A 23,647-nucleotide genomic window follows, 5' to 3' on the forward strand; every position below is an offset into this window, starting at 1 on the left:
GATGTCACGACCCCGCGACGCGGCGAGCACGGTTCCGACACGTCCGTGCGGGCCGGGCGGTCCCGCGACCGCACCGTCCGTGGTCCTGCGCCGCACGTGGCGCGGCCGACGACGGACGGTTCGCCGCCGGTCGTCGTCGCTCGTCAGACGCGCTCGACCAGCGGGAGCGAACGGAGCTGGCGCTCCAGGTGGAACTGGCAGAACGCGGCGACCAGGCCGTTGCCCTCGCCGCGGTGCCGCTCGGCGCTCGCGTCGGCAACCGCCCAGTCCCCGGCGAGCAGCGCGGCGAGCAGCGCGAACGTCTCGGGCGCGGGCGCAGCGGCACCCGGCGGGCGGCACTCCCCGCACACGGCTCCCCCCGACGCGACGGCGAACGCCTGGTGCGGCCCGGGCTCGCCGCAGCGCGCGCAGTCCGTGAACGACGGCGCCCAGCCCGCGACCGCGAGCGCGCGCAGCAGGTAGGAGTCGAGCACCAGGCCGGGCGCGTGCTCGCGACCCGCGAGCGCCCGGACCGCACCGACGAGCAGCCAGTACTGCTGCAGCGCGGGTTCGTGCTCGGCCTCGACGAGCCGCTCCGCCGTCTCCAGCATCACGGTGCCCGCGGTGTAGAGCGTGTAGTCCTCGCACACCGGGCGCCCGTAGGCGCCGAGCGTCTCGGCCTGCGTGACGATGTCGAGCGAGCGGCCCGTGGAGAGCTGGACGTCGACGTGCATGAACGGCTCGAGCCGCGACCCGAAGCGCGACGACGTGCGGCGCACGCCCTTGCCGACGGCGCGCACCTTGCCGTGGCTGCGCGTCAGCAGGGTCACGATGCGGTCGGCCTCACCGAGCTTGTGGGTGCGCAGCACGATCGCCTCGTCGCGGTAGAGGCTCACCGGGTCATTCTCCCCCGCGGGTCCGACACGACGCGCGCAGGGCCGCCCGGACGCGCCGGACGGCCCTGCGTGCTCACGCCTGCGGGGTCAGCGCTCGTGCCGGTTGACCGCGGAGACGATCGCCTTGAGCGACGCCGTCGTGATCGACGGGTCGATGCCCACGCCCCACAGGATGCGGTCGCCGATCGCGCACTCCACGTACGCGGCCGCGGACGCGTCGCCACCTGCCGACAGCGCGTGCTCCGCGTAGTCGAGGACCGCGACGTCGACGCCGAGCGTGTGCAGCGCGTCCACGAACGCCGCGACCGGTCCGTTGCCGGTGCCCTCGATCGTGCGCTCCTCGCCGCGGTCCACGAGGTCGACGACGAGCGAGTCGACGCCGCCCTCCTCGCTCGTCGCGCGCGTGCCGCGCAGCCGCAGCCGGCCCCACGGGGCGATCCCGGAGCCGGGCTCGACGGGCAGGTACTCGTCCTCGAAGATCCGCCACAGCTCGTCGGCGGTGACCTCGGTGCCGTGCTCGTCGGTGTGCCGCTGCACGACCTGGGAGAACTCGATCTGCAGGCGGCGCGGGAGGTCGAGGTCCTTCTCGGACTTCATCAGGTAGCTGATACCGCCCTTCCCGGACTGCGAGTTGACCCGGATGATCGCCTCGTACGAGCGCCCGACGTCCTTCGGGTCGATCGGCAGGTACGGCACGGCCCAGACGAGGTCGTCGACGGACCTGCCCTGCCGCGCGGCCGACGCCTCCATGGCCGCCAGGCCCTTCTTGATCGCGTCCTGGTGGGAGCCCGAGAACGCGGTGAAGACGAGGTCGCCGCCGTACGGGTGGCGCTCCGGCACGGGCAGCTGGTTGCAGCGCTCGACGGTGCGGCGGACGTGGTCGATGTCCGAGAAGTCGAGCTGGGGGTCGATGCCCTGGCTGAACAGGTTCATGCCGAGCGTCACCAGGCACACGTTCCCGGTGCGCTCCCCGTTGCCGAACAGGCAGCCCTCGATGCGGTCGGCGCCCGCCAGGTAGCCGAGCTCCGCGGCCGCGACCGCCGTCCCACGGTCGTTGTGCGGGTGCAGCGACAGGATCACGTTCTCGCGGTACCGCAGGTTGCGGCTCATCCACTCGATCGAGTCGGCGTAGACGTTCGGCGTCGCCATCTCGACCGTCGCCGGCAGGTTGACGATGACCTTCTTGTCCGGCGTCGGCTGGAGCTCCTCCAGCACCGCGTTGCAGATCCGCACCGCGAACTCGAGCTCGGTGCCGGTGTACGACTCGGGGCTGTACTCGTAGAACACCTCGGTGTCCGGGACGAGCTCCTCGTACTTCTTGCAGAACCGGGCGCCCGAGACCGCGATGTCGACGATGCCGTCCTCGTCGGACCGGAACACGACCTCGCGCTGCAGCGTCGACGTCGAGTTGTACAGGTGGACGATCGCCTGCTTCGCGCCCGCGATCGCCTCGTACGTGCGCTCGATGAGGTGCTCGCGCGACTGGGTCAGCACCTGGATGACGACGTCGTCCGGGATGCGCCCTTCCTCGATGAGCATCCGGACGAAGTCGAAGTCCGTCTGCGACGCCGACGGGAACCCGACCTCGATCTCCTTGAAGCCCATCTGCACCAGCAGCTCGAACATCTCGAGCTTGCGCGCGGGGCTCATCGGCTCGATGAGCGCCTGGTTGCCGTCGCGCAGGTCCACCGCGCACCAGCGCGGCGCCTGCGTGATGCGGCGGTCGGGCCACGTGCGGTCCGGCAGGTCGACGCGGATCTGCTCGTGGAACGGCCGGTACTTGTGCACCGGCATCGGCGACGGCTGCTGGGGGCTCGTCTCGAGATAGCTCATGGGGTGATGCTCCTTCGTGGCGGTTCGGCTGGCGGCCGGCGCACAGGACACCGCGACGAGGATGCGGCCTCTACAGGGCCTCGCCGCGGCAACGAAGGAGGAGGGTGCGTGCGAGCACGCCGCCACACTACTCCCCCCGGCGCGAGCCGCCGCGCAGCCACGACCGTACCGGACGGCTCCGTGCCGCGGCGGGGGCGTCAGCGCAGCGCCACGAGCGTGTCGTCCGTCGTCACGTACAGGTGCGCGCCCAGGCGGTGCACCGCGCGCGACTCCGCCGGCAGGTCCGCCACCCAGCGCGTCCGGCCGTCCTGCAGGTCGAGCGCGAGGAGCACCGCGCCCTCGTCGGGCGTCGTGCGCTGCACGACCACGAGACGGCCGTCGCTGAACACCGACCCCATGCCGAGCCCGAACGTCCGGCGCCACACCGCCTCGCCCGTGGCCGCGTCGAGCCCGACGAGCGCACCCGCGGCGCGCAGCACGACCCGGCCGTCCACGTCCGCGGCGATCTCGCGCGCCGGGGTGAGCGCGTGCCACAGCGGGTTCGGCACGCCCGGCGCGTACGCCCGCACGCGGCCCGTCAGCGGTCCCCCCGCGAGCGAGCTCGACGCGAACACGAGGCCCGACGAGCCGTCCGACACCGCCGGCTCGACCGGCACGCCACGCACCGTGAGCCACGGCGCCCCCTCGCCCGTCGACAGGTCGGAGCGCACGTCGACGCCCACGTGCTCGAGGCGGTAGCGCGTCCGCACGAGCGTCCCGTCCGGCCGCAGGAACGTCTCGTCCGTGCCCGACGCGTCGGCCGGCGCCGGCACCCGCGACCCGTCCGCGGCGCGCACCACGACCGTGCTGCCCTCGGCGCTCGCGACCACCAGCCCGCCGCCCAGCGCCAGCCGCACGCGCGACGTCGCGGCCGCGGGGAACGACGACGGACGCTCCGCGCGCCACCGGACCTCCCCGGTGCGCGGGTCGAGGCGCCGGATCGTCAGGCGTTCGGAGGCGACCGAGGCGAGCACCACGTCCTCGCCCAGCTCCGGTGCCGTCGCGAGCGACACGACCTGTCCCGGGGTCTCTGCGCGTCGCAGCACCGCACCGCTCACCGGGTCGAGCAGCAGCAGCGCGGCGTCCTGCACGGGCTCCGGTCGGGACCCCGAGCGCGCGAGGACGCGCCCCGGCCCGGGTGCGAGCGCGCACGCGAGGAGCGCCCCCACCGGCACGCACCGCACCTCGTGCGGGACCGGGTCCGCGCCGAGCGGCACCGACCACGCGACCGCACCCGTCACCACGTCCAGACCGGTCAGCGCCCGTCGGTCGGCCCCCGCACCCGTGGCGACGACCACCGTCCCACCCACCAGCAGGGGCGGCACCATGACGTCGACGGGCGCGGTCCAGCGCACCTGCGGCGGGGCGGACGCCGACCGGATCGCCCCGTCGAACGCCGCCGGCCCGAGCACCGTGGCCCGCTCGTGGGCCGTCACGAGCCGAGGCGTCGCGACGAGCGCGCCCGTCAGCACCACGACGACCGCGACGAGCGCCGCGACGGCGAGCCACGGACGTCGTGACCGCCACCCCGCCCAGGCGCCCGCGACGCGCACCACCCGCTGCGCCGCCGACGGGGTCCGGGCCGCACTCGTCCCGCCCGTCCCGTCGACCTCGTCGACCGGGACGTGCACGAGCACCGGGCCGGAGCCGACCGCGCCCATGGGCACACGGTAACGCCGCCGCTCCCTCGCGGCCGAGGGGGTGACCGGAGGCCGGTCAGGACAGCAGGACCGCCTCGTCCGCGGTCCGCACGACGAGGTGCCCGCCGAACCCGTCCACCCGCTGCACACCCGGCGGCAGGTCCACCGACCAGAACTTCACGCCGTCGTCCAGGCCGAGCCCGACGAGCTGCGGGTCCCCACCGACGCCCTGCCCGGGCGCGAGCACGAGCGCACCGTCCGTCAGCGGCTGCCACGGCGCCGGCTCGCCCGCGTCGGACACCCACAGCAGCCGCCCGCTGCGCGGGTCCAGGACGCCGAAGCGGGTCAGTCCCGCCAGCAGCAGGCGGTCCGAGACCCGGGCCCGCACGTCGAGCATCGTCGGCGTGCTCCACAGCGGCTCGCCCGAGGCGGCGTCGACGCCGCGCAGGTTCGGGCCCTCGTCGACCACCAGGACGTCGCCCGCGGACCCGTCGTCGAGGTGGAACCGCTCGGGCAGGCCGGCGACCGGGAAGCGGACCTCGCCGTCCGCACCGTGCACCTCGCCGCCGCCGACCGTCGCCCACGTCGCGTAGCCCTCGTCCAGGGCCACGACCTGCGGGTCGCGGTACGGGCCGCCCACGGTCAGGACCGCGCCGTCGTCCACGTCGAGCACGTGCGTGACGACGCCCTCGAGGACGAGCACGCCGCGCTCGGTCCACGCGTCGACCACCCGGCCGAGCAGCGCCGAGTCCAGCACGTCGGGCGTGCGGAACGACCACAGCGCCTCGCCCGTGGTGCCCTCGCGCCGCTCGGCGAGCACGTGCCCGTCCCGGTCCACGGTCGCGACCACCAGGTCGTCACCACGCCGGTCCGCGCTCAGCAGCTCGTCCGTCAGCTCCCAGGTGCCCCGCTCCGCACCCGTCGCCGCGTCGAGCGCGACGACGTGCGTGTGCGCCGGCTCCTGGATCGACGCGTCGTCCGAGTACACGACCCGCGGCTCGGTGACGAGGCACAGGACGAGCGCGCCGACGTCCTCGCCAGACGACGGGCAGCGCACCAGGCTGCTCTCGAAGCCCGAGCGCTGCACGGGTGCGGCGTCGAGCGACCAGCGCACCGCACCGTCGTGCGCGTCGTGCGCCGTGACGACCCAGCGGCCGTCCCGCTCCGAGACGAGCACGAGCGCGTCCCCTGCCGCGACGACGGCACCGACGTCGGCCGACGCGGGCGCCCTCCAGCGTTCCTGCGGCACGTCCGCGAGCGGCCGCACGAGGCCGGGCACCGAACCGACCCGCTCCACGAACGCCCGGTCGCGGGCCACGCCGACGAGCACGACCGCCCCGGCGGCCAGCACGACCGCCGCGCCGACGGGCCACCACCGACGGACCACGCGCAGCGCGCCGCCGCGCGGAGGGACGGCGCCCGGCTCCGGCGCGTCCGGGCTGGTCAGCGGCTCGGACGAGGGCATCGCGACGGGTGCCTCGTCGACCTCCACCAGCTGCATCCTCGCAGCGGAGCGCCTGCCCGCCATGGGCACGACTCTAGGACGTGGAGGCCGTCCCGGGGGCCCGAACGAGCCGCAACCAGCAGTCTCCGAACGACACCGTGGCACCCACCCGCAGGCGCACCTGGTGGTCGACCTGGCACACGACCTGGGCACCGTCGGGCAAGGTCACGACCGTGCCGTTGGTGGAGCCCCGGTCCGCGACCCACACGCCCCCGTGCTCCACGCCGATCTGCAGGTGCGTCTTCGAGACCGACCGGGCCGGGTCGACGACGCGCACGAGCTGGACGGCGGAGACCGCGGCCGGGTTGCGACCGACGAGCGCGGTGCGCTCGATCGTCAGCCGGCGTCCGTCGCTCAGCTCGACGAGCGCGGTCGCGGGGGCCGCGAGCGGTGTCGTGGGCTCGGCACGCACGTCCCGCCGCGGCGGCGCGGGGCGCGTGAGCTCCAGCGCCGGGTCGAGGCCCGTCGCGGGTGCCGTCGGGGCCGTCGGGGCCGGCACCGCGGTCGCGGCACCCACGACCACTGGGATCGCGCGCGTGTCGAGGTCCGGGCCGCTGCGTGCCGGCGCGAGCGGCGCGAGGACGAGAGCCGGCTCGGGACCGCCCTCGAACCAGGCCGACAGCTGCGCGGTGCCCGACCCGTCGGCCGCCCACCGCGGCACCCGCACGGGCGACGTGACGGGAGCCGGCTCCGGCGCGACGACGGCCTGCGGGACCTCCGCGGCGTCCTGCGGGCGGTGCGGGAGGTCGTCACCCGGGTCGCGCCGGTGCGCGGGACGGCGCCGCACGAGCAGCACCTCGTCGCGCGCCGCGAGGTCGTGCCACCCGCGCCGGCGGCCCGTCCGGTCGAACGCCGGCGACGCGAGGACGACGAGCGCCCCCACCGCGCACGCCAGTGCGCCGGCCGCCACGACGAGCGAGCGCAGCAGCACGCGCGGGAGGCCGAGCGGCTCGCGCGTCTCCACGTCGAGGGTCCGGATGCCGACCACGTGCCGCCCCAGCGTCGCGCCGCTCTGCCCGTGCAGCATCCACTGCGCGAGCGCGACGACGACCACGACGGCCGCGGCGAGCAGCTCCGCGAGGCCCGGCGTGGGCACCGGCTCACCCGACGTCACCGCACGCACGGCGGCCGACCACCACACCAGCACCGGCCAGCCGCCGAGGGCCAGCAGCACCATGGCGTCGAGCGCCGCGGCGGCGGCCCGCCGCCCGAGACCGGCCGGCGGCTCGTCGACGACCGGGGGCGGCGGCGCGGGACGGGGCGCGGGGTCGGGCTGCACGTGGACTTCCTCGGGTCGGGCGGGTGGTGCGGTGGAGCGGCGCGGGCGCGCCCGGGACTCAGCCCGTACGGGATCGTCGGCGACCGCCGCGGCGCGGCCGGCCGCCGCGGTCGCCCCGGTCGACGCGGTCTGGCCGGGGACGCCCGGCGGGTGCCTCGGCGGTCCGGCGGCGGCGTGCCCGCAGCGACGCGGTCGACAGCCGTGACCGCAGCCGGCTGCGCCAGCCCACGGTACGGGTCATCGCGGCGAGGGCCTCCTCGACGCGCTGCCAGTACGCCGCGGCCTCGGCCTCGCTCGGCGCTCCCGGGGCGAACACGGCGCGGTCGGCGTGGCCGGCGAGCGCCCGCACCCCCGCGGCCACGCCGGCGGCGGCCTGCGCGTCGTGCGGGTCCTCGCCGAACGCGGACGCCAGCACGAGCGCTGACTCCTGACGCGTCGCGAACGGCGGCACGGGCCGGCGCAGGTCGTGCGCGTGGTCCAGGACCTCGTCCCAGCCGCCGGCGAACCGCACGACCGTGTCCCGGTGCTGGCGGCGGCGACGGCGTCGACGGGCCTTGAGCAGCCCGACGACGAGGAACGGCAGCAGCAGGACGACGAGCGGGATGCCCACGGCCCCGGCGACCGTCGCGATGCGCCGCCACAGGGCGGACCGCCCGTCGTCGTCGGTCGGGTCGTCCGTGCTCGGCTGCTCGGTGTCCTCGTCGGGCGGGGTCACCGCCTCGGGGGGCGGCGGCGGGGGCTGCACGACCTGCGGGTCCGGCTGCGACGGCGCGTTCTGCTGGTCGTCCTCCGGGGTCTGCGTCGGCGGCGGCGTGGGGTCGAAGGGCACCCAGCCGTGGCCGGCGAACGCGATCTCCACCCACGCCTGCACGTCCGCGCCCGTGAGCTCGACCGGCCCCTGCGACGGCTCGGGGACGAACCCGATCACCACACGCGCCGGCAGGCCCATCTCGCGGGCGAGCAGGGCGAGCGCCGACGCGTACTGCTCGCCGTCACCGACCATGAGCCCGCCGCCGAGGAGCTGCGTCATGCGGAACGCACCGTGCCCGGACAGCGACGGGTAGTCCTCGGGCGCGACACCGTGGCTGAAGTAGCCCTCCTGGGCGAGCCACGTGGTCAGCGCCTCGGCGACCTCGGCGGGACGGCCCGCGTCACGCGCCACGTCCGGTGCCGTGACCTTCACTGCGTCGGGTTCGCCGACGACCTCCGGCAGCGTCACCGAGGCGGGCGCCGCGCCGCCGATCTCCGCGATCTCGGGGACCCGCGGAACGACCACGTCGACCTCGTACCGCATGCCCTTGTGCACACCGCCCACGAGGACGGCGGCTCCCGTGGCGTCGTTGTACCGCAGGTCACCCGTGTCCTGCCCCAGGTCGAACCCGGTGGCCTGGCCGACGGTCGGCAGCCAGACGCCGGTCAGCGCGCCGACCTCGACCTCGACCTGCGCGCGGTCGCCCTCGACGGTGGGCTCGAGGGCGTCACCGACCCGGCGGAACTCGCCCGACGCGCCGGCCGAGCCGTCGCTCGAGACGTTCCACACCACGCCGTCGTAGCGGTCCATCGTGGCGAGCCGCACGCGTGCCCCGTCCGGCAGCCCGTCGACCGTGAGCAGCGTCGTGTCCTCGGCCAGCTTGACGTAGTGCCGGAACGCCGACAGCGGGCTCGGGTAGTCGCGCGGGTCGAACGGGGGCACGATCTCGTCGCGCACGACGTAGCGCGGGGTGTCGGCGGTGACGACCGGGGCACCGAGCAGGCCGCCTGCCGCGGCGACGGCGCCCAGCGCACCGAGCGCCACGACGCGGCGCGGCCGCAGCAGACCAGCCCGGGCGGCCGCCCAGGGCAGCAGCACGAGCGCGGCGACGGTGCCCGTCACGGCGGGCGGCGGCTGCGGTGCCCGGGTGCCGAGGACGACCACCACGACGAGGACCACGAGCGGCACGACGGCCGCGCTCGCCGCGAGAGCGGGGCGGCGCACGCGCAGGGCGACGGACACCGCGGTCGCGGAGCCGACGAGAGCCAGCAGGTAGGCCGCGACGAGCAGCGCGCCGCTCGTGCCCACGGGCGGCTGCAGCGTGAGGACCTGCTTCCAGGTCGCCGTCGTCCCGCGCGCGAGCTCGACGAACGTCGCCGGTGTCGGGACGACGCCCGCGAGGGTCGTCGTCGGCGCGGCGAGCGCGCCACCCGCGACCAGGTAGGTGAGCGTCACGGCGGCGACCGTGACGGCCGCCGACCAGCGGCGGGCCGCGGCTCCGACCGCGAGGCCGGTGCCCAGCAGGAGACCGCCCGCGATCGCGGGCAGCGCGGCGAGACCGCCGTACACCGCCAGCAGCGGCCACAGCACGAGGGCGAGGACGCCGACGAGGCAGGCGACGTCGACGGCCCGTGCGGTCGTCGAGCGTGTGCCTCCCGGGGCACGGGGAGCGCGGGCGCGGGTGACGCGCGGGGGCGCCGCCGGGGCGGGCGGCGGTGCGGGCGCCGTGGCGGTGCTCACGCGACCACCCGCCGCAGCATCCGGGGCAGGTCGCTCAGCGCGCCCACGGTCGCGAGGCTCAGCGGACCCTGCGTCCGGACCGCCACCTCGGCGTCCCGCTCGCAGCGCACGAGGACGGTGCGGGTTCCCGCGGGCACGTGCCGTGCCCCGAGCCGCAGCGTCGCGTCGTCGGGGCGCGAGCCCGTGACGAGGACCGCGACCGACACGTCGGGCGTCTCGCGTGCGACGCGCCGGCCCAGCAGCGCCACGCCCGCGCCGCCGTCCTGCAGCACGAGCCGCGAGCAGTCGTCGAGCAGCAGCGGCGGCGTCTCGACGCGCAGCGCACCCGGTCCGGCGAGCACCGCGATGTCGCGCTGCTCGCGGATCGTCTGCACCGCGAGGGACGCGACGATCGACACGGCGAGCTCGAACTCGTCCTCGTCGCGGTAGTCGCGCGGGTCCGTGCCGAGCGCGATGACCGTCTGCGTGCGCCGCGTGTCCTCGAACTGCTTGACCATGAGGCTGCCGCGGCGCGCGGTCGTGCGCCAGTGGATGTACCGGCGGTCGTCGCCCGCGACGTAGTCCCGCAGCGCGTGGAACGACAGGTCGGAGTCGGACAGGTCGCGCGTCGACTGGCCCTCGAGGTCGCGCAGCAGACCCGAGCCCGACCCCGTGAGGCCCACGGTGAGCGGGTGCACGAACAGCTCGACCGGCGTCGTCCAGCGCACGGCCCGGCGAGCCAGGCCCAGCGGGTCGCCCCGCACGGACCGCACGGGCCCGACGACGACGACGGCCCTGCGGGCCGTCGGGATCGCGAACAGCTCGTCGTGGCTCACGCCCGGGCCGAGGCCCGGCACGGCGAGCTCCGCGACGGCCGCACCGACCGGCAGCTCGATCGTCGCGGGCAACGAGCGGCGGCGACCGCCGTTGCGGACCTCGACGCGACCGACGGCCCGCTCCCCCACCTTCACGCGGCGGTCGGCCATGTCGAGCGTGACCGCGAACCGCGACCGGCCCAGGGTCATGAGCAGCGAGACCACGAGCACACCGGTCAGGGCCGCACCCAGCGCGGCGGCCTCCGCCCAGCCCAGCCACCGGCCCAGCACGAGGCCGACGACCGCGACGACGGCCGCCCCCCAGCCGAGCGGCGAGATGCGCAGCGCCACGGTCAGACTGCCCGCAGGACCGGCGGCGCCGTCGTCTCGAGGATGCGGTCCAGGACGTCGGTCGCGCGCACGCCCGCGAACTCCGCCTCGGTGTCGAGCACGAGGCGGTGCGAGAGGACGGGCTGCGCGAGGTCCTTCACGTCGTCCGGCAGCACGTACTCGCGGCCCGCCGCGGCGGCCCACACCTTCGCGCAGCGCACGAGCGCGAGCCCGCCGCGCACCGACGCGCCGAGGGCCGTCTGCGCGTCCGCGCGCGTCGCCTCCGTGAGCCGGGCGACGTAGTCGAGCACGGCCTCGTCGATGTGCACGGTGCGCGCGAGGTCCGCCATCGTCCCCACGGCCTGCGTGGTGATGCGCGGCGTGAGGTTCGTCGTGCGGTCGCGTGCGCCCGCGAGGATCTCGATGGTCGACGCGCGGTCCGGGTAGCCGAGCGACGTCTTGAGCAGGAACCGGTCGAGCTGTGCCTCGGGCAGCCGGTAGGTGCCCGCCTGCTCGATCGGGTTCTGCGTCGCGATGACCATGAACGGGCGGCCGACCGAGTGCGTCACGCCGTCGACGGTGACCTGGCCCTCCTCCATGACCTCGAGCAGCGCGGCCTGCGTCTTCGGCGACGCGCGGTTGATCTCGTCGGCGAGCACGACGGACGCGAACACCGGACCGGGGTGGAACTCGAACTTGTGCGTGCCCTGGTCGTAGATCGTCACGCCCGTCACGTCGGACGGCAGCAGGTCCGGCGTGAACTGGATGCGGTGGTGCGTGCCCTGCACGGTGGCGGCCAGCGCCTTGGCGAGCGACGTCTTGCCCGTCCCGGGCGCGTCCTCCAGCAGGAGGTGGCCCTCGGCGAGCATCGCGGTCAGCGCGAGGCGGACCGTGTGGTCCTTGCCGAGCAGCGCCTGCCCGACGTTGGCGACGAGCGCGTCGAAGGTCTCGGCGAACCAGGCGCTCTGCTCCGGGGTCATGGTGTGGGGGTCTTCCTCTCGTGATGACGGACGGGGTCGGGCGGGTGGGTCACCCGGCCGCCGCCGCGGGCAGCGTGTACGTCTGGCGTGCGGACCACTGCCCGTCGCCGCGCTCGTTGTGGCCACGGACGACGACGGACACGACGTCACCGGCCTTGAGCTGGCGCGTGTCCAGCGCGTCCTGCGTCGTGCCGGCGCTCGTCTGCCGGTTGCCCAGCTCCGTGCCGTTGACCGTCCAGCGGACGTCGTAGTACTGCACGCCGGGGGTCACGTCGACCGCGTCCCAGGTCACGGTGACGCTGCGCGGGTCCGGCGTGCGGTCCGGGGTCAGGTTGACGTTGGCGGGGGCGCCCGGGACGGCACCCCAGCGCAGCGTCGTCGTCGACTGGCCGCTGTCGCCGCTCGCGACCGACGTGCGGGCGCGCACCGACAGCGTGACGTCGGTACCGGTCCACGCCATGTTCCAGCTCGAGATGTCGACGGTCGCGGTGGTGCCGGAGACGGTGCCGCCGGCCTCCGCCCGGTTCGGCCCGTACAGGGTCCAGTCGTAGACGAGGTTCTGGCCGCCGCCGGAGTCGACCCCGCTCCACGAGAGGGCGAGGTCCTTGGGCTTGCCGAACGCGTTCGCGGTGCTGGTGACGCGCACCGCGTCGACGTTGGGCCGGCCCGGCCGCGTGGTCGCCGTCACGGCCGCGGACGGCGCCGACGACGGACCCTCCCCGGCCGCGTTCACCGCGGTCACGCTGAACGTGTACGCCGTGCCGCCGACCAGTCCGTCGATGCGGGTGCCCAGCGTGCGGCCCACGTCGAGCCGCCGGCCGTCCGAGACCTGCACGAGGTAGCGCTCGATGGCCGTGCCGTTGCCGTCGGCCTCGCCCCAGCGCAGGTCGACCGCACCCTCGCCGGCCCGTGCGCTGGCCGTCGGCGTGCCCGGTGCACCGGGGATGCCGAACGTGGACGCGTTGGTGGTGGCCGCCGAGCCCCAGCCCGCCTTGTTCTGCGCGCGGACCGAGAAGCGGTACTGGACGCCGTTCTGGGCGTCGAGCATCGGGTAGGACGTCTGCGAGGCCGAGAGCGTGAACGTGCCCTCGCCGGGCCCGCCCGTGATCGTCAGCTCGTACGCGCGCACCGCGTCGCCGTTCTCGGCGGCCGGGTCCCAGGCGACGTTGATCTGCCGGCCGGCGGGCGTGCCGACCCGGACGGCCTCGACGCGCGCGGGCGCGCCCGGGACGCCCGCGGGCACCTCCGGAGCGGACGACATCGACCACGGGCTCGGCTCGGGCGCCCGGTTGTGCGCGCGGACGCGCACGGTGTACGCCGTGCCGTTCTTGAGGCCGCGGAACGTCGCGCTCGTCGTCGCCGACGTGATCGTCGCCGGGCCGCTCACCGGCGCGGGCGAGATCTCGACGGTGTAGCTCGTGACCGGCGAGCCGGTCTGCGGCGGTGCCGCCCACGTCGCGCTCAGCTGGCCGTCGCCGAACACGAGCGCCGGCGTGCCCGGCGCGTCGGGGACGGCGTCGGGGCGTGCGGGCGCCGAGGCCGCGCTCGGGTCGGACCAGTCGACGGCATTCTGGGCCGCCACCGTGAACGTGTACTCGACGTCGTTCGTCAGGCCGTCGATCGTGCAGGTCGTGCTCGCGCACGCGCGGGTGATCCCGCCGGGGCTCGCGACGACGCGGTAGCCCGTGATCGCCGCACCGCGGTTGTCGGGCGCGTCCCACGACAGCACGACGGTCCGGTCCCGGATCTCCTGCACGCGAGGCGGCGTCGGCGTCGCGGGCCGGCCGCGGACGTTGACCGAGATCCGGCCCTCGACCTGCCGGTCGGGGTCGCCCGTCGCGTCGCGCACGACGTAGCGGACCACCATCGTGCCGACGTACTCGGCCCCCGGCCGCACCGTGACGGCGCCCGAGGAGGCCGACGCCGTGCCGGCCCCGGACGTCTCGACGGCCGCGGAGACGACCTGCAGCGGCGTCTCCGGGAACGGGTTGACGGAGCCGACGAGCACGTCGACGGTCCGCTCGCGCCCCTGCGCGCCGTCGCCGATGACGAAGTCCTGCACGCGGGCCTTGAGCCGGGTGCTCGCGGACACCTTGAGGTCGATCGCGATGTCCATCGAGCCGGTCCTGCCGAACCCGAGCCGACCCTCGAGGCGCCCGGTCGTGCCCTTGGGCGTCGACGTGGGCGCCGAGACGACCAGCACCGAGCCGTCGAGGCGTGCCTGGAAGCCCTCGGGGATCGCCGACGTCAGCTGGAAGCTGTAGGTCTCGCGGCCGCCGTCGCTGCCCTCGGGGCCCTGCGTGAAGGCCGCGAGGTCGACGGACGTGGCCGGCTCGCCGGGTGCGACGGCGATCGTCGACGGCGTGAACGTCGGCGGGTGGTCGTCGACGGCGAAGACGGTGATCGGCAGGGAGATGACGGCGGTGCGCGCGGTCGTGTCGCCCGGCCCGGACGCGTCGGTCACGGGGATGGTGATCGACGCGGGACCGGCGTACCCGGCGGCGGACACGAACCGCAGGTGGTCCTTGTCGACCACGAGGGCCGAGCCGTCCGACTTCGTCGCGGTCACGGCCGTCAGGTCGGAGATCGACGCCGACCGGCCGGGCGCGACCTGCACCTGCGCGTTGAGGTCGATCGCGAGCTCCGCGCCGCTCGCCACGCGCAGCTCGGGGGCCTTCGGGCGCGGCATCGGCGAGAAGAACCCGAGCGCGGGCACCGTGATGAACGCGTACGACGCGCGCCGGTCGGGGTCGGTGCTGTTGCGCAGGATGTACGGCAGCGTCTGGGCGTGGTCGACGAGCGTCACGACGACCTTCGGGGACGAGCCGGTCGTGACCCGGGCGACGTCCGCGACCTGCCCGGGGATCTCGACGTCCAGGTCGGACAGCGGACCGCTCGGGTTCTGCGCGACGGCGAGCACGTCGACCTCGACCTCGGTGCGGCCGATCGTGTCGATCGCGGGCACCACGACGTCGCGTGCGACGGGCGGCTCGACCGCTGCGTCGTCGCTCACGGTCACGGTGAGCACGCCGTCGTCCCGGCCGCCGCGCTCGTTCTGCGCGACGTACACGATCGGGTACACGCCCGCGCTGCGCGGCGCGGTCACCGCGATGCGGCGGCCCTGCACGGAGGCCTCGATGCCCTCGGGCACGACGAGCTCGTCGGTGAGCTCGAGCTCGCCGCCGCCGGAGTCGACGTCGTTCGCCAGCACGCGGACCTCGACGCGCTCCCCGGGCCGGATCGTCACCGTGTCGTCACGCGTGACGACCGTGGAGGCGTCCGTCGGACGCTTCGCGATGCCGACGCGCACCGTCGCGACGGCCCGCTGACCGGTCCAGTCCTCGACCGCGTACGTGAAGGTGTCCGTGCCGCTCTCGCGGGCGTACGCCTGGTACTCCAGCCAGTCGGGGCCGACGTCCGTCACGCGCCCCTTGGTCGGGCCGCTCGCCTGGCCGAGCAGCGTGACGCCGTCGCCGTCCGCGTCGATCCCGACGAGCGGGACGGGGATGCGCACGACGTCGCCGTCGAACACGCGCGCCTCGAGGTCCTGCGGGCGCGGCGGCGCCTTGGTCGTCGCGTCGGACGCGTGCACGCGCACGGTGAGCTGCGCGGCGGACACGTTGCCGGCCGGGTCGCTCACCTCGAACATCGCGCGCACGGTCGTGGGCCCGACGGGCGCCTGGTAGCGCAGGACGTCGCCCGAGACGAACAGCAGGCCCTCGCCCTCGCCGAGCGGCTCGGGCAGCTCGCGCTCCAGCGTCAGGCGGTCGCCGTCGGGGTCGCTCGCGGACTCGAGGACGGGGATCGTCACGACGCCGCCGGTGCGCACCGAGGCCTCGACGTTCTGCACGACGGGAGGCTGCGAGGAGCCCGACGCGGGGATCGGCTGCACGGTGATCTCCCCCACCGCGCTCGTCGGGCCGTTCGACACCGTGTACCGCAGCACGACGGGCTCGGTCAGGGTGCGCTCGGAGCGGACCTGCACGAGCCGGTGCTCCAGCACGACGACCTGGAGACCCGCGCCGTCGGGGACCTCGACCGACTGCAGCACGAGGACGCTGCCGGCGGGGTCGCTGTCGTTCTCGAGCGGGTCGACGGTGACCTCGCCGCCGGGCGGCAGGTACGCCTTGTCGCGCACCGCCGTCGGCGGCTGCGCCTGCTCGGGCCACTCGAGCACGTCGATGCGCGCGAGGCCCGTGCCCTGCTGCGGCGGGACGGCGACGAGGAACGGCACGTAGTACGTGCCGGCACGCGGCGCCGAGAACGTGAACGTCCCGGCCTGCAGGTCGCGACCGATGGTCGCGCCGACGACGTCGTCGACGCCCGCGAGGCGCGGCGGCTCGGCGCTGGAGCTGCGCACGGCGTCGAGCGGGCGCAGCGTGACCGACTGCCCGACGTACGTCACCGCGTGCACCGGGTCGATCCGCGGCGCGAGCGAGCCCGCAGGGCGGATGTCGACGTCGAGGGTGCCCTCGACCGTGTCGGTGCCGTCCGAGACCACGAGGTCGACACGGGCGCGGCCCAGCCGGCCGCCGTCCGCCTGGAACGCGACGGTCCCGTCCTGCCGGAACCGCACGGTGCCCGCCGCCGGGTCGGTCGTGGCCGACAGCAGGAGCAGGTCGTCGCCGTCGGGGTCGACGAAGTCCGAGAGCACGAGGTGCTCGGCACGCGCGCCCTGCTCGACGCGCAGCTCGCCGGTCCGCACCTGCTGCGGGGGCTCGTTGCCGCCCGCGCGGACGGTGAGCGTGACGGTCGCCTGCGACGGCGCGTTGATGCCGCGGCCGTCGTCGATCGTGTAGGTGAACGCGACCGACCCGGTGGCGCCGGGCGCGACGGCGACCTGCAGGGCGCGTCCGCCGTGGATCGGCTGGACCGAGCCGAACTCGGGCGGCAGGGGGTCGATCTTGGTGACGACGAGGATCCCGCAGTCGGCGGACGAGTCGTTGTCGATGACGGGCAGGATCGTCGTGCGGTTCGGCCGGACGCCGAACGCGTCGTCGGCGGCGACGGGGGCCGCCGAGGTGTCGGAGCACTCCGTGACGAGGTCCTGCGTCGTCTGCGGGGTGTCGGACTCCTCCTCGGCCTCCTCCGGCTGCTCCTCCGGGACGACCTCCTGCCACTTGGGCACGCGCAGCTCGGTGTCGCGCGTCGGCATCCACACCCGGCCGCGCAGCGTGTCGTTGAGCACGACGATCCCGCGGTTCACACGGAACACGAGCTGGTCCTGCGCCGACATGTCCTGCAGGTCCTTGACCTTGACGTCCTTGCCGTCGCACAGCTCGAGGTACGAGCCGACGGGCGTCGCCCACGCCCCGTGCGCGCACGACCCGACCTGGACGGGCGCCGCGGGGGCGCCGTCGCCGGCCGTCGGGTGCTCGACGACGTCCCCACCGTCGAGCGGGACCTCGAGCAGGGCCTTGCGGCTCGCGACGAGGACGCGCGACGACTGCGGCCCCGGCTGCTGCAGGACGAGGTCCTCGCCCTCGAGCTCGACCGTGCCGTGCAGCGTCCGCACCGTGCTGCCGGAGAGCACGACGGGCTCCTCGCCGACGGCCGTGAAGCCGTCCACGCGGCCGTCGCCCTCGAGCGTGCCCATCTCGGCCGCGACCGGCCCGCCGGACGACACGTCGACGCGCGTGACCTTCCCCCCGTCGCCGACCGCGACCGCGACGCCGGTGCGCGCGACGACGACCGCACCGTCCTCGCCGAGCTCGACGTCCGGCGCGTCCTGCTCGACGTTCAGCCCGTCCAGCGACGCCACCGCGCGCACCCAGGCCTCGCCGCCGCTCGCGATCGCGACCGTCCCGGCCGCCATCGACGCGTCCGCGCCGGGCGCGGCGACCTGCGTCGTGAGCGCCACGGTCGCCGGGTCGACGACCGCGACCCCGCCCGGCTCGTGCAGCACCACGTCGCTGCCGTCCTGCAGCACGTCGAAGCTGCTGCCCTCGGTCACGAGACCGCTGTCGAGCTCCTCGACCTGCGCGTTGAAACGCCCGAGCCGCAGCTCGCTCGTCGCGGTCAGCCACACGCCGCCGTCGTTGAGGTCGACGCGCGCGAGCGGGAAGCCGCGGTCCACGAGCGCGAGCACGGCGACGACCGCCGGCAGCGTGACGACCGCGGCGACCTTGGTCGTGCGGCTGCGCACGTCCCTCCAGCTCATGGCACGCACCCCTGCGCAGGTTCGGCGGACGACGAGCGGTCCGCCCGGACGATCGAGACCTCGATGCAGACGGCACCCCCGGGCGCGTCCGCGGCGGGCACGGTGACGGTGGCCGCGTCGACCAGGGCGTGCGTGGGCTCGCCCGTGGCGGTCCGCACGGCCCACAGGTACCGGTCACCGGTGGCCGGGGACGGGTTCTCCCACGTGAACACGACCGAGCCGTCCGCCTGGACGGTCCCGGCCAGCGAGTGCGGCGACGGGACGACCTGCCCGGTCGAGACCTCCGGCGCGGCGCCCGTGAGGTCGTCGGTCGGCGGCGTCGGGCGCTCGGGATCGCCCGTGAGCGTCGCGAACGCGACGACCGCGACGGCACCGAGCAGCACGAGCGCGGCGCCCGCGCCGGCGAGGGCCCGTGTGCGCGGCGACCTCCCCGGCTCGGCGTCGGCGGTCTCCTGCTCGGCCGGCGGCAGCATGACCGGCGCACCGGCCGGCGCAGGCGCAGGTGCGGGTGCGCCCACGACCTGGATGCCGCGCAGCCGCGTCGACTCGTCGTCGGCCGCCGGGGCCGGAGCGGGCGGCGCGGGGTTCGGGTCGAGCGTGACGACGGAGCGCACACGCGTCGCGTCCTCGGCCGGAGCGGCACCGCCGTGCTGCACGAGCGGCTCGGGGTCCGGAACGACGTCGTCGGGCAGGTCGAGCGACGTCACGGGCAGGCGCAGGTCGGCCTCGACGCCCTGCAGCGCGCGGGCCATCGCGGCCGCCGACGGGAACCGGCGCGCCGGGTCCTTCGCCATCGACCGCTCGAGGACGTGCTGCAGCCCGACGGGGACGTCGTCGCGCCCGGTCGGCGGCAGCGGGGAGCGCTCGATCCGCGCGACGAGCTGCTGCGCACCGTTGGCCGCACCCGGGATCTCGAAGGGCGTGCGGCCCGCGAGCAGCGAGTACACGGTCGCGCCCAGCGAGTACACGTCGGAGCGCTCGTCGCCCGTCGGCTGGTCGCCGAGCAGCTCGGGAGGCGACCACGGGATGGACATGCCGACGGTCGCACCGCCGCCCTGGCCGGTCGTCGCGGCGATGCCGAAGTCGGTCAGCGCGGGCCAGCCGAAGTCGGTCGTCAGGACGTTCGCGGGCTTGATGTCACGGTGCAGGATGCCGGCCCGATGGGCGGTCTCGATCGCGGACGCGAGCCGGATCGCGATGCGCAGCGACTCGGCGACCGACAGGCGCTCCTGCCGGTACCGCTCCGCGAGGCCCGGCCGGGAGCAGTACTCCATCACCAGGTACGGGCGGCCGTCCTCGGCGATCGCGGCGTGGTGGATCGTGACGATCGACGGGTGGTGCGACAGCTGGGCCATGAGGTTGGCCTCGGACTGGAACCGGGTGCGCACCTCGTCGTCGAGGCTGCCCGCGAGCAGGACCTTGACCGCGACCTCGCGACGCGGCAGCTCCTGCTGGTACAGGAAGACGTCCGCGAAGCCGCCCAGCCCGAGCACCCGCTGGTACTCGTAGCCCGGCAGCCGCGGTGGGGCGGAGGCTTCGCGACGTGCGGTCACGACCCCCGCTCCACGGTGAACGTCACGCCGTCGCCGAGGTCGACGACCTCGTCCGTCGCGACGACGCTCGGCTCCCCCGGGTGCAGGCGGCGCGATCCCTCGCCCGCCCGCGAGACGTGCACGCCGTTCGTGGAGTCCAGGTCGGTGACGAGCACGTGGTCGCCCTCCACGCGGACCTCGGCGTGCGTGCGCGAGATGTCCTGCTGCGGGCTCGGGACCGTGACGAGCCGCGGCAGCTCGCGGTTCGTGACACGCGCGACCTGCGGCGCGCGGCCGAGCAGCACCGCACGGTCGAGCGAGACGACCAGGCCGGTCGAGAGCACGAGCTTGGCCGGCTCCGCGGGCGCGGGGGCGCGGAACGGCCCGGGCACCTCGTCGGACGCCCAGCTGGGCAGCTGCTCGCGGATCGCCGCGAGGTCCGAGGAGAGGATCGTCAGGCCGTCGTGGTCGTCCTGCGACGCGGGCGGCAGGTCGGGCTGCGCCTCGGCGGCGGGCGCGGCCGGCTCCGCGGGGGCCGCGGGCTCGGGCGTCGCGGCCGCGGGGCGACGGCCCCGCCGCGGCTCCTCGGCGTGCTGCTCGAGCAGGGACTCGGCGGCGGCGACCACGTCGTACGGGGCGTCGAGCGGCGCGCTCAGCGGGGCGTCGAGCGCGTCGCGGCGGCCGCGGGCGGTGGGCAGCTCGGGCGCCTCGGCCGCGGGCAGGGCGGGCAGGGTCGGGGCGGCGGGCTCGTCGGGTGCGGTCGGGGCGACGGGAGCGGCGGCGGCGCCGGGCGCCTCCGGGGTCGCGACGTCGGCGACCTCGGCACGCGGCTCGTCGACGGCCGTCGCGCCCTGCGCGGCCGGTGGGACGGGCGTCTTCCGCGCGGGGGTCTCCTGCGCCGTGGTGCGGGCGCCCTCCTGCGCGGCGGGCGTCTCGGCAGCCGTCTCGGCGACCGGCTCGGTCGACGTGCTCTCCTCGACCGGAGCCGGCTCGGGCTGCGCGGGCGCGGCCGCGACACGCGTGGACCCGCCCCGCTTCGTGGTCGCGGGTGCGGCGGACGCGGGGGCCTCCTGCACGGGGTCCGGGGTCGCCGGTGGGGAGTCGGGCTCGGCCACCTCGGCCGCGGGCTCCGGCTCCACCTGGGGCTCCGGCTCGGCGACGACGACCTCGGCGACCTCGACACGCACCGACCCGGCGGGTGCGACACCGTCCACGAGCGGCACGGCGTCACCGGTCGCGGCGCCGACACGCGCGACCAGCACCCCCACGGTCTCGAGCACCTGCTCCGACCACGTGCGCACACCGCCGGCCCGCAGCACCTGCTGCGCACCGTCGGTCTCGGTCACCTCGACGTCGACGTCGCCACGCAGCGCCACGTGCACGCGCGTGCCGTCGACCGCCGCGACCGCGAAGTGCGGCAGCGCTGCCAGCCCGTCGCGCGCGAGCACGTCCAGCACGGCGACGACACCCTCGGGTGCGGCGTCCCACAGCGCGCGCGCGAGCGCGGCGTCCGCGTCCGGGCCGACGAGCGCCACGAAGCCGGGGCGCACGACGGCCGTCCACGCGCCGGCGGTGTACTGGGGCACGCTCATCGGGGGTTCTCCTGGTCGCGGGCGTACGAGGGCGAGGACGTGGACGGGGGGCCACCAGCATCGTCGGTCGGCACGGGTGCTGGCGAGGGCCGCGCGGGCGAACGTGGCACCGTCGCCCCGTTCAGCATCTCGTCCCACAGGTGCGGGCCGAGGTCGGCGCCGAGCCGGGGCACGGTGATGTGCACGTCGTCGTGCGCGCCGCCGGTCGTGGCGACGTCGACGACCACCGCGCTGACGTTGTCCCGCGCGCCGCGGCCGAGCGCGTGCTGCACGAGCAGCGTCGCGGCGTCCTGCGGGTCGGCGGTCGCGCGCAGCAGGGCGGCGATGTCGTCGTCGCCCAGCTCGCGCGTCAGGCCGTCGGTGCAGATCAGCAGCCGGTCGGTGAGACCGGCGGGCAGCAGCCAGTAGTCGGGCTCGGGCGCCTCGCCCGTGCCGAGGGCGCGCGTCAGGACGTGCCGCTCCGGGTGGTGCTCGGCGTCGCCCGCGGTGATCTCGCCGAGGTCGATGAGCTCCTGCACGACCGAGTGGTCGACGCTCACCTGCTCGAGGACGTCGTCCGCCCAGCGGTACACCCGCGAGTCGCCCACGTTGAAGACGAGCCAGTACGAGCCGCCCTCGTGCTCCGTGACGGCGACCCCGGAGACGGTCGTGCCGCCCCGGCGCCCGCCGGTGAACTCGGTCCGGATGCGCCCGGCCGTGCGCGTGAAGCACGCGTGCACGTCGTCCGCGGTGGCCGCGAGCTTGCCCGCGAGCTGCGCGAACTCCTCGACCGCGATGCGGCTCGCGAGGTCGCCCGCGTCGTGCCCGCCCATGCCGTCGGCGACGAGGAACACGGGCGGGTACGCGAGCAGGGCGTCCTCGTTGACCTCGCGCACGCGGCCCCGATCGGTCGCCGAGCCCCAGGACGTGCGCACACAGCCCCCTCTTCGTGGTCGGGACGACTTCGGTCGTCGGCGCACATGGTGCCTCACGGGGGGCGGTCCGACACAACTCGGACCGCCCGCTGGTCAGATGCCCAGCTGGAAGACGCCCCAGTACGCGAGGACGGCGAGCAGGACCGCGGAGCCGACGACGACGGCCCAGCCCGCGACCTTGCGCACGACGCCGGGCGCGACCGGCTCGCCCGCGGCGCCGAGGCGGTGCACGCGCCGGGCGAGCAGGACGGCGCCGACGACGACCGCGATCCCGAGCACGCGCACGGCCAGCCAGCCGCCCTGGACGACCCAGTCGTTGCGCTCGTAGTCGAGCGCGAGCCGCGCGATCGCGACGAGGTACACGACGAGGGCGACCACGGTGGCGACCGCTCCCGACCCGAGCAGCGCGAGCCGGGCCGCGACCCCGCGGCCGAACCGCGCGGGCGGGCGGCGCGGCTCGCCGTCCTCGGGTTCACCCGTCCGGCGCAACCGGACGGCGACGGCCTGGGTCACGCGCGTGCCGCCCACGAGGAGCGGCGCGAGCACGACGAGCCCCGCGGCCGCGGCGACCGTCCCGATGACGACGTCGCCGTCGCGCAGCCAGCGCGGCTCGGGGACGGGCGCGGCGACGTACGTCTGGACGGGCTGCGCCCCGGCGATCCGCGGCTCGCTCGCGGCGGTCGCGGGCAGGCCCCGGACCCAGCCCGACAGGTCGCGCAGGAACCGGGGCGACACGTCGCCGTCCACGCGGATCCCGTGGTTCGCGCCCTCGTAGTAGCGCACCGTGACGTCGCCGTTGCCGGCGAGCGCGGTGTCCTGCACGATCCGCTCGGCGCCCTGGACGGTCGGCATGGACGCGTCGCCCGTGCCGTAGACGACGAGGACGGGCTGCGTCATGGCGCGCTGGTAGGGCGTGACGTCGAAGTCGGCGTACTCGAACCCGCCGCCGGGCAGCGACATGCCGACCGCGCGCGGGATGGCCCGGAACACCCCGTGGGGGACGCCGGTGTTGCGCAGGTAGGAGTCGACGGCGAAGGCCGCCTGCTCGCGCGGCGGCACGACGGGCGACGACACGAGCACCACGAAGCCCAGCGCCGGGTCCTGCGCGGCCATGACGGGCGCGATCCACCCGCCCTCGCTCTCGGCGTACAGCCCGACGCGCTCGGGGTCGACGCCGTCGTGCGTCCGCAGCAGCGCGACGGAGCGCGCGTAGTCCGCGGCCATCTCGACGTAGTCGCGGTGCCGCGTCGTGTACGTGTCGAGCCGCTTGTCGGGCACCATCGCCACGACTCCCGACGCGGCGAGCGCGCGCGCCTGCTCGACGAACGCCTGCGCGAACCGGCCGGTGCCGGCGCCGTGCACGAACACCACGCCGGGCGCGGGCTCGTCGAGCCCGACGGGCTCGCTGATCTGCGCGCGCACGCTCGCGCCGTCGAGCTGGACGGTCACGACCGACGTCCGCACCTCGTACGTGCGCGCGGGCGGGGCGTCGCCGATCGCGGTGGACGACGTCGCGACGGTGATCGGGTCGGTGAGCGGCACGGGGTCCCAGCGCGGTCCGGTGACCGCACCGACGACCGCGAGCAGCACCACGCCGAGCGCGGTGCTGGCGAGCACCCGGTACGGGCCGCCCGCCCGGGCCTCGGTCGCCGCGGCGCGCGTCGCCCGTCCCCGTCGCAGCACG

At 75.8% G+C, this 23,647-nt stretch carries 13 protein-coding genes; all 13 read right to left on the bottom strand.

The window, feature by feature from the left end; genetic code table 11:
• Positions 1 to 143: 143 nt before the first annotated feature.
• The 13 genes from recO to CELF_RS11835 all read right to left on the bottom strand — a co-directional run bounded on the left by recO (position 144) and on the right by CELF_RS11835 (position 23,646).
• Positions 144 to 875 (bottom strand): DNA repair protein RecO, encoded by a 732-nt coding sequence (gene recO / locus CELF_RS11775; RefSeq protein ID WP_013771484.1) that lies wholly within the window; start codon positions 873 to 875, stop codon positions 144 to 146.
• Between the two features lie 87 nt (positions 876 to 962).
• Positions 963 to 2,708, bottom strand: coding sequence for a 2-isopropylmalate synthase (gene leuA / locus CELF_RS11780; protein WP_013771485.1), 1,746 nt, complete (start codon positions 2,706 to 2,708; stop codon positions 963 to 965).
• Between the two features lie 197 nt (positions 2,709 to 2,905).
• The gene (locus CELF_RS11785; RefSeq protein ID WP_013771486.1) at positions 2,906 to 4,408 is read right to left on the bottom strand and encodes an outer membrane protein assembly factor BamB family protein; all 1,503 of its coding nucleotides are present in this window, start codon (positions 4,406 to 4,408) and stop codon (positions 2,906 to 2,908) included.
• 55 nt (positions 4,409 to 4,463) lie between these two features.
• Positions 4,464 to 5,888: a PQQ-binding-like beta-propeller repeat protein gene (locus CELF_RS11790; RefSeq protein WP_126297759.1), complete on the bottom strand. Its 1,425-nt coding sequence runs from the start codon at positions 5,886 to 5,888 to the stop codon at positions 4,464 to 4,466.
• 37 nt (positions 5,889 to 5,925) lie between these two features.
• The gene (locus CELF_RS19540) at positions 5,926 to 7,170 is read right to left on the bottom strand and encodes an RDD family protein (protein ID WP_013771488.1); all 1,245 of its coding nucleotides are present in this window, start codon (positions 7,168 to 7,170) and stop codon (positions 5,926 to 5,928) included.
• Positions 7,171 to 7,228: 58 nt separating this feature from the next.
• On the bottom strand, positions 7,229 to 9,661 hold the full coding sequence (locus tag CELF_RS11800; protein WP_013771489.1) for a transglutaminase-like domain-containing protein: 2,433 nt from the start codon (positions 9,659 to 9,661) through the stop codon (positions 7,229 to 7,231).
• Entirely contained in the window at positions 9,658 to 10,806 is a 1,149-nt protein-coding gene (locus CELF_RS11805; RefSeq protein WP_013771490.1) for a DUF58 domain-containing protein, read from the bottom strand. Before CELF_RS11805 ends, CELF_RS11800 begins: the two co-directional genes overlap by 4 nt.
• Positions 10,807 to 10,808: 2 nt before the next feature.
• Positions 10,809 to 11,765: an AAA family ATPase gene (locus CELF_RS11810; RefSeq protein ID WP_013771491.1), complete on the bottom strand. Its 957-nt coding sequence runs from the start codon at positions 11,763 to 11,765 to the stop codon at positions 10,809 to 10,811.
• 49 nt (positions 11,766 to 11,814) lie between these two features.
• The gene (locus CELF_RS11815) at positions 11,815 to 17,925 is read right to left on the bottom strand and encodes a fibronectin type III domain-containing protein (protein WP_013771492.1); all 6,111 of its coding nucleotides are present in this window, start codon (positions 17,923 to 17,925) and stop codon (positions 11,815 to 11,817) included.
• Entirely contained in the window at positions 17,922 to 19,478 is a 1,557-nt protein-coding gene (locus CELF_RS11820) for a serine/threonine-protein kinase (RefSeq protein ID WP_013771493.1), read from the bottom strand. The genes CELF_RS11815 and CELF_RS11820 overlap by 4 nt, the downstream gene beginning before the upstream one ends.
• On the bottom strand, positions 19,475 to 21,049 hold the full coding sequence (locus CELF_RS11825; protein WP_013771494.1) for an FHA domain-containing protein: 1,575 nt from the start codon (positions 21,047 to 21,049) through the stop codon (positions 19,475 to 19,477). Before CELF_RS11825 ends, CELF_RS11820 begins: the two co-directional genes overlap by 4 nt.
• Positions 21,046 to 21,963 (bottom strand): PP2C family protein-serine/threonine phosphatase, encoded by a 918-nt coding sequence (locus CELF_RS11830; protein ID WP_013771495.1) that lies wholly within the window; start codon positions 21,961 to 21,963, stop codon positions 21,046 to 21,048. The genes CELF_RS11825 and CELF_RS11830 overlap by 4 nt, the downstream gene beginning before the upstream one ends.
• A gap of 93 nt (positions 21,964 to 22,056) precedes the next feature.
• Positions 22,057 to 23,646, bottom strand: coding sequence for an alpha/beta hydrolase family protein (locus tag CELF_RS11835; RefSeq protein WP_013771496.1), 1,590 nt, complete (start codon positions 23,644 to 23,646; stop codon positions 22,057 to 22,059).
• Position 23,647: the final 1 nt, after the last annotated feature.

The organism is Cellulomonas fimi ATCC 484, assembly GCF_000212695.1.
Classification (GTDB): domain Bacteria; phylum Actinomycetota; class Actinomycetes; order Actinomycetales; family Cellulomonadaceae; genus Cellulomonas; species Cellulomonas fimi.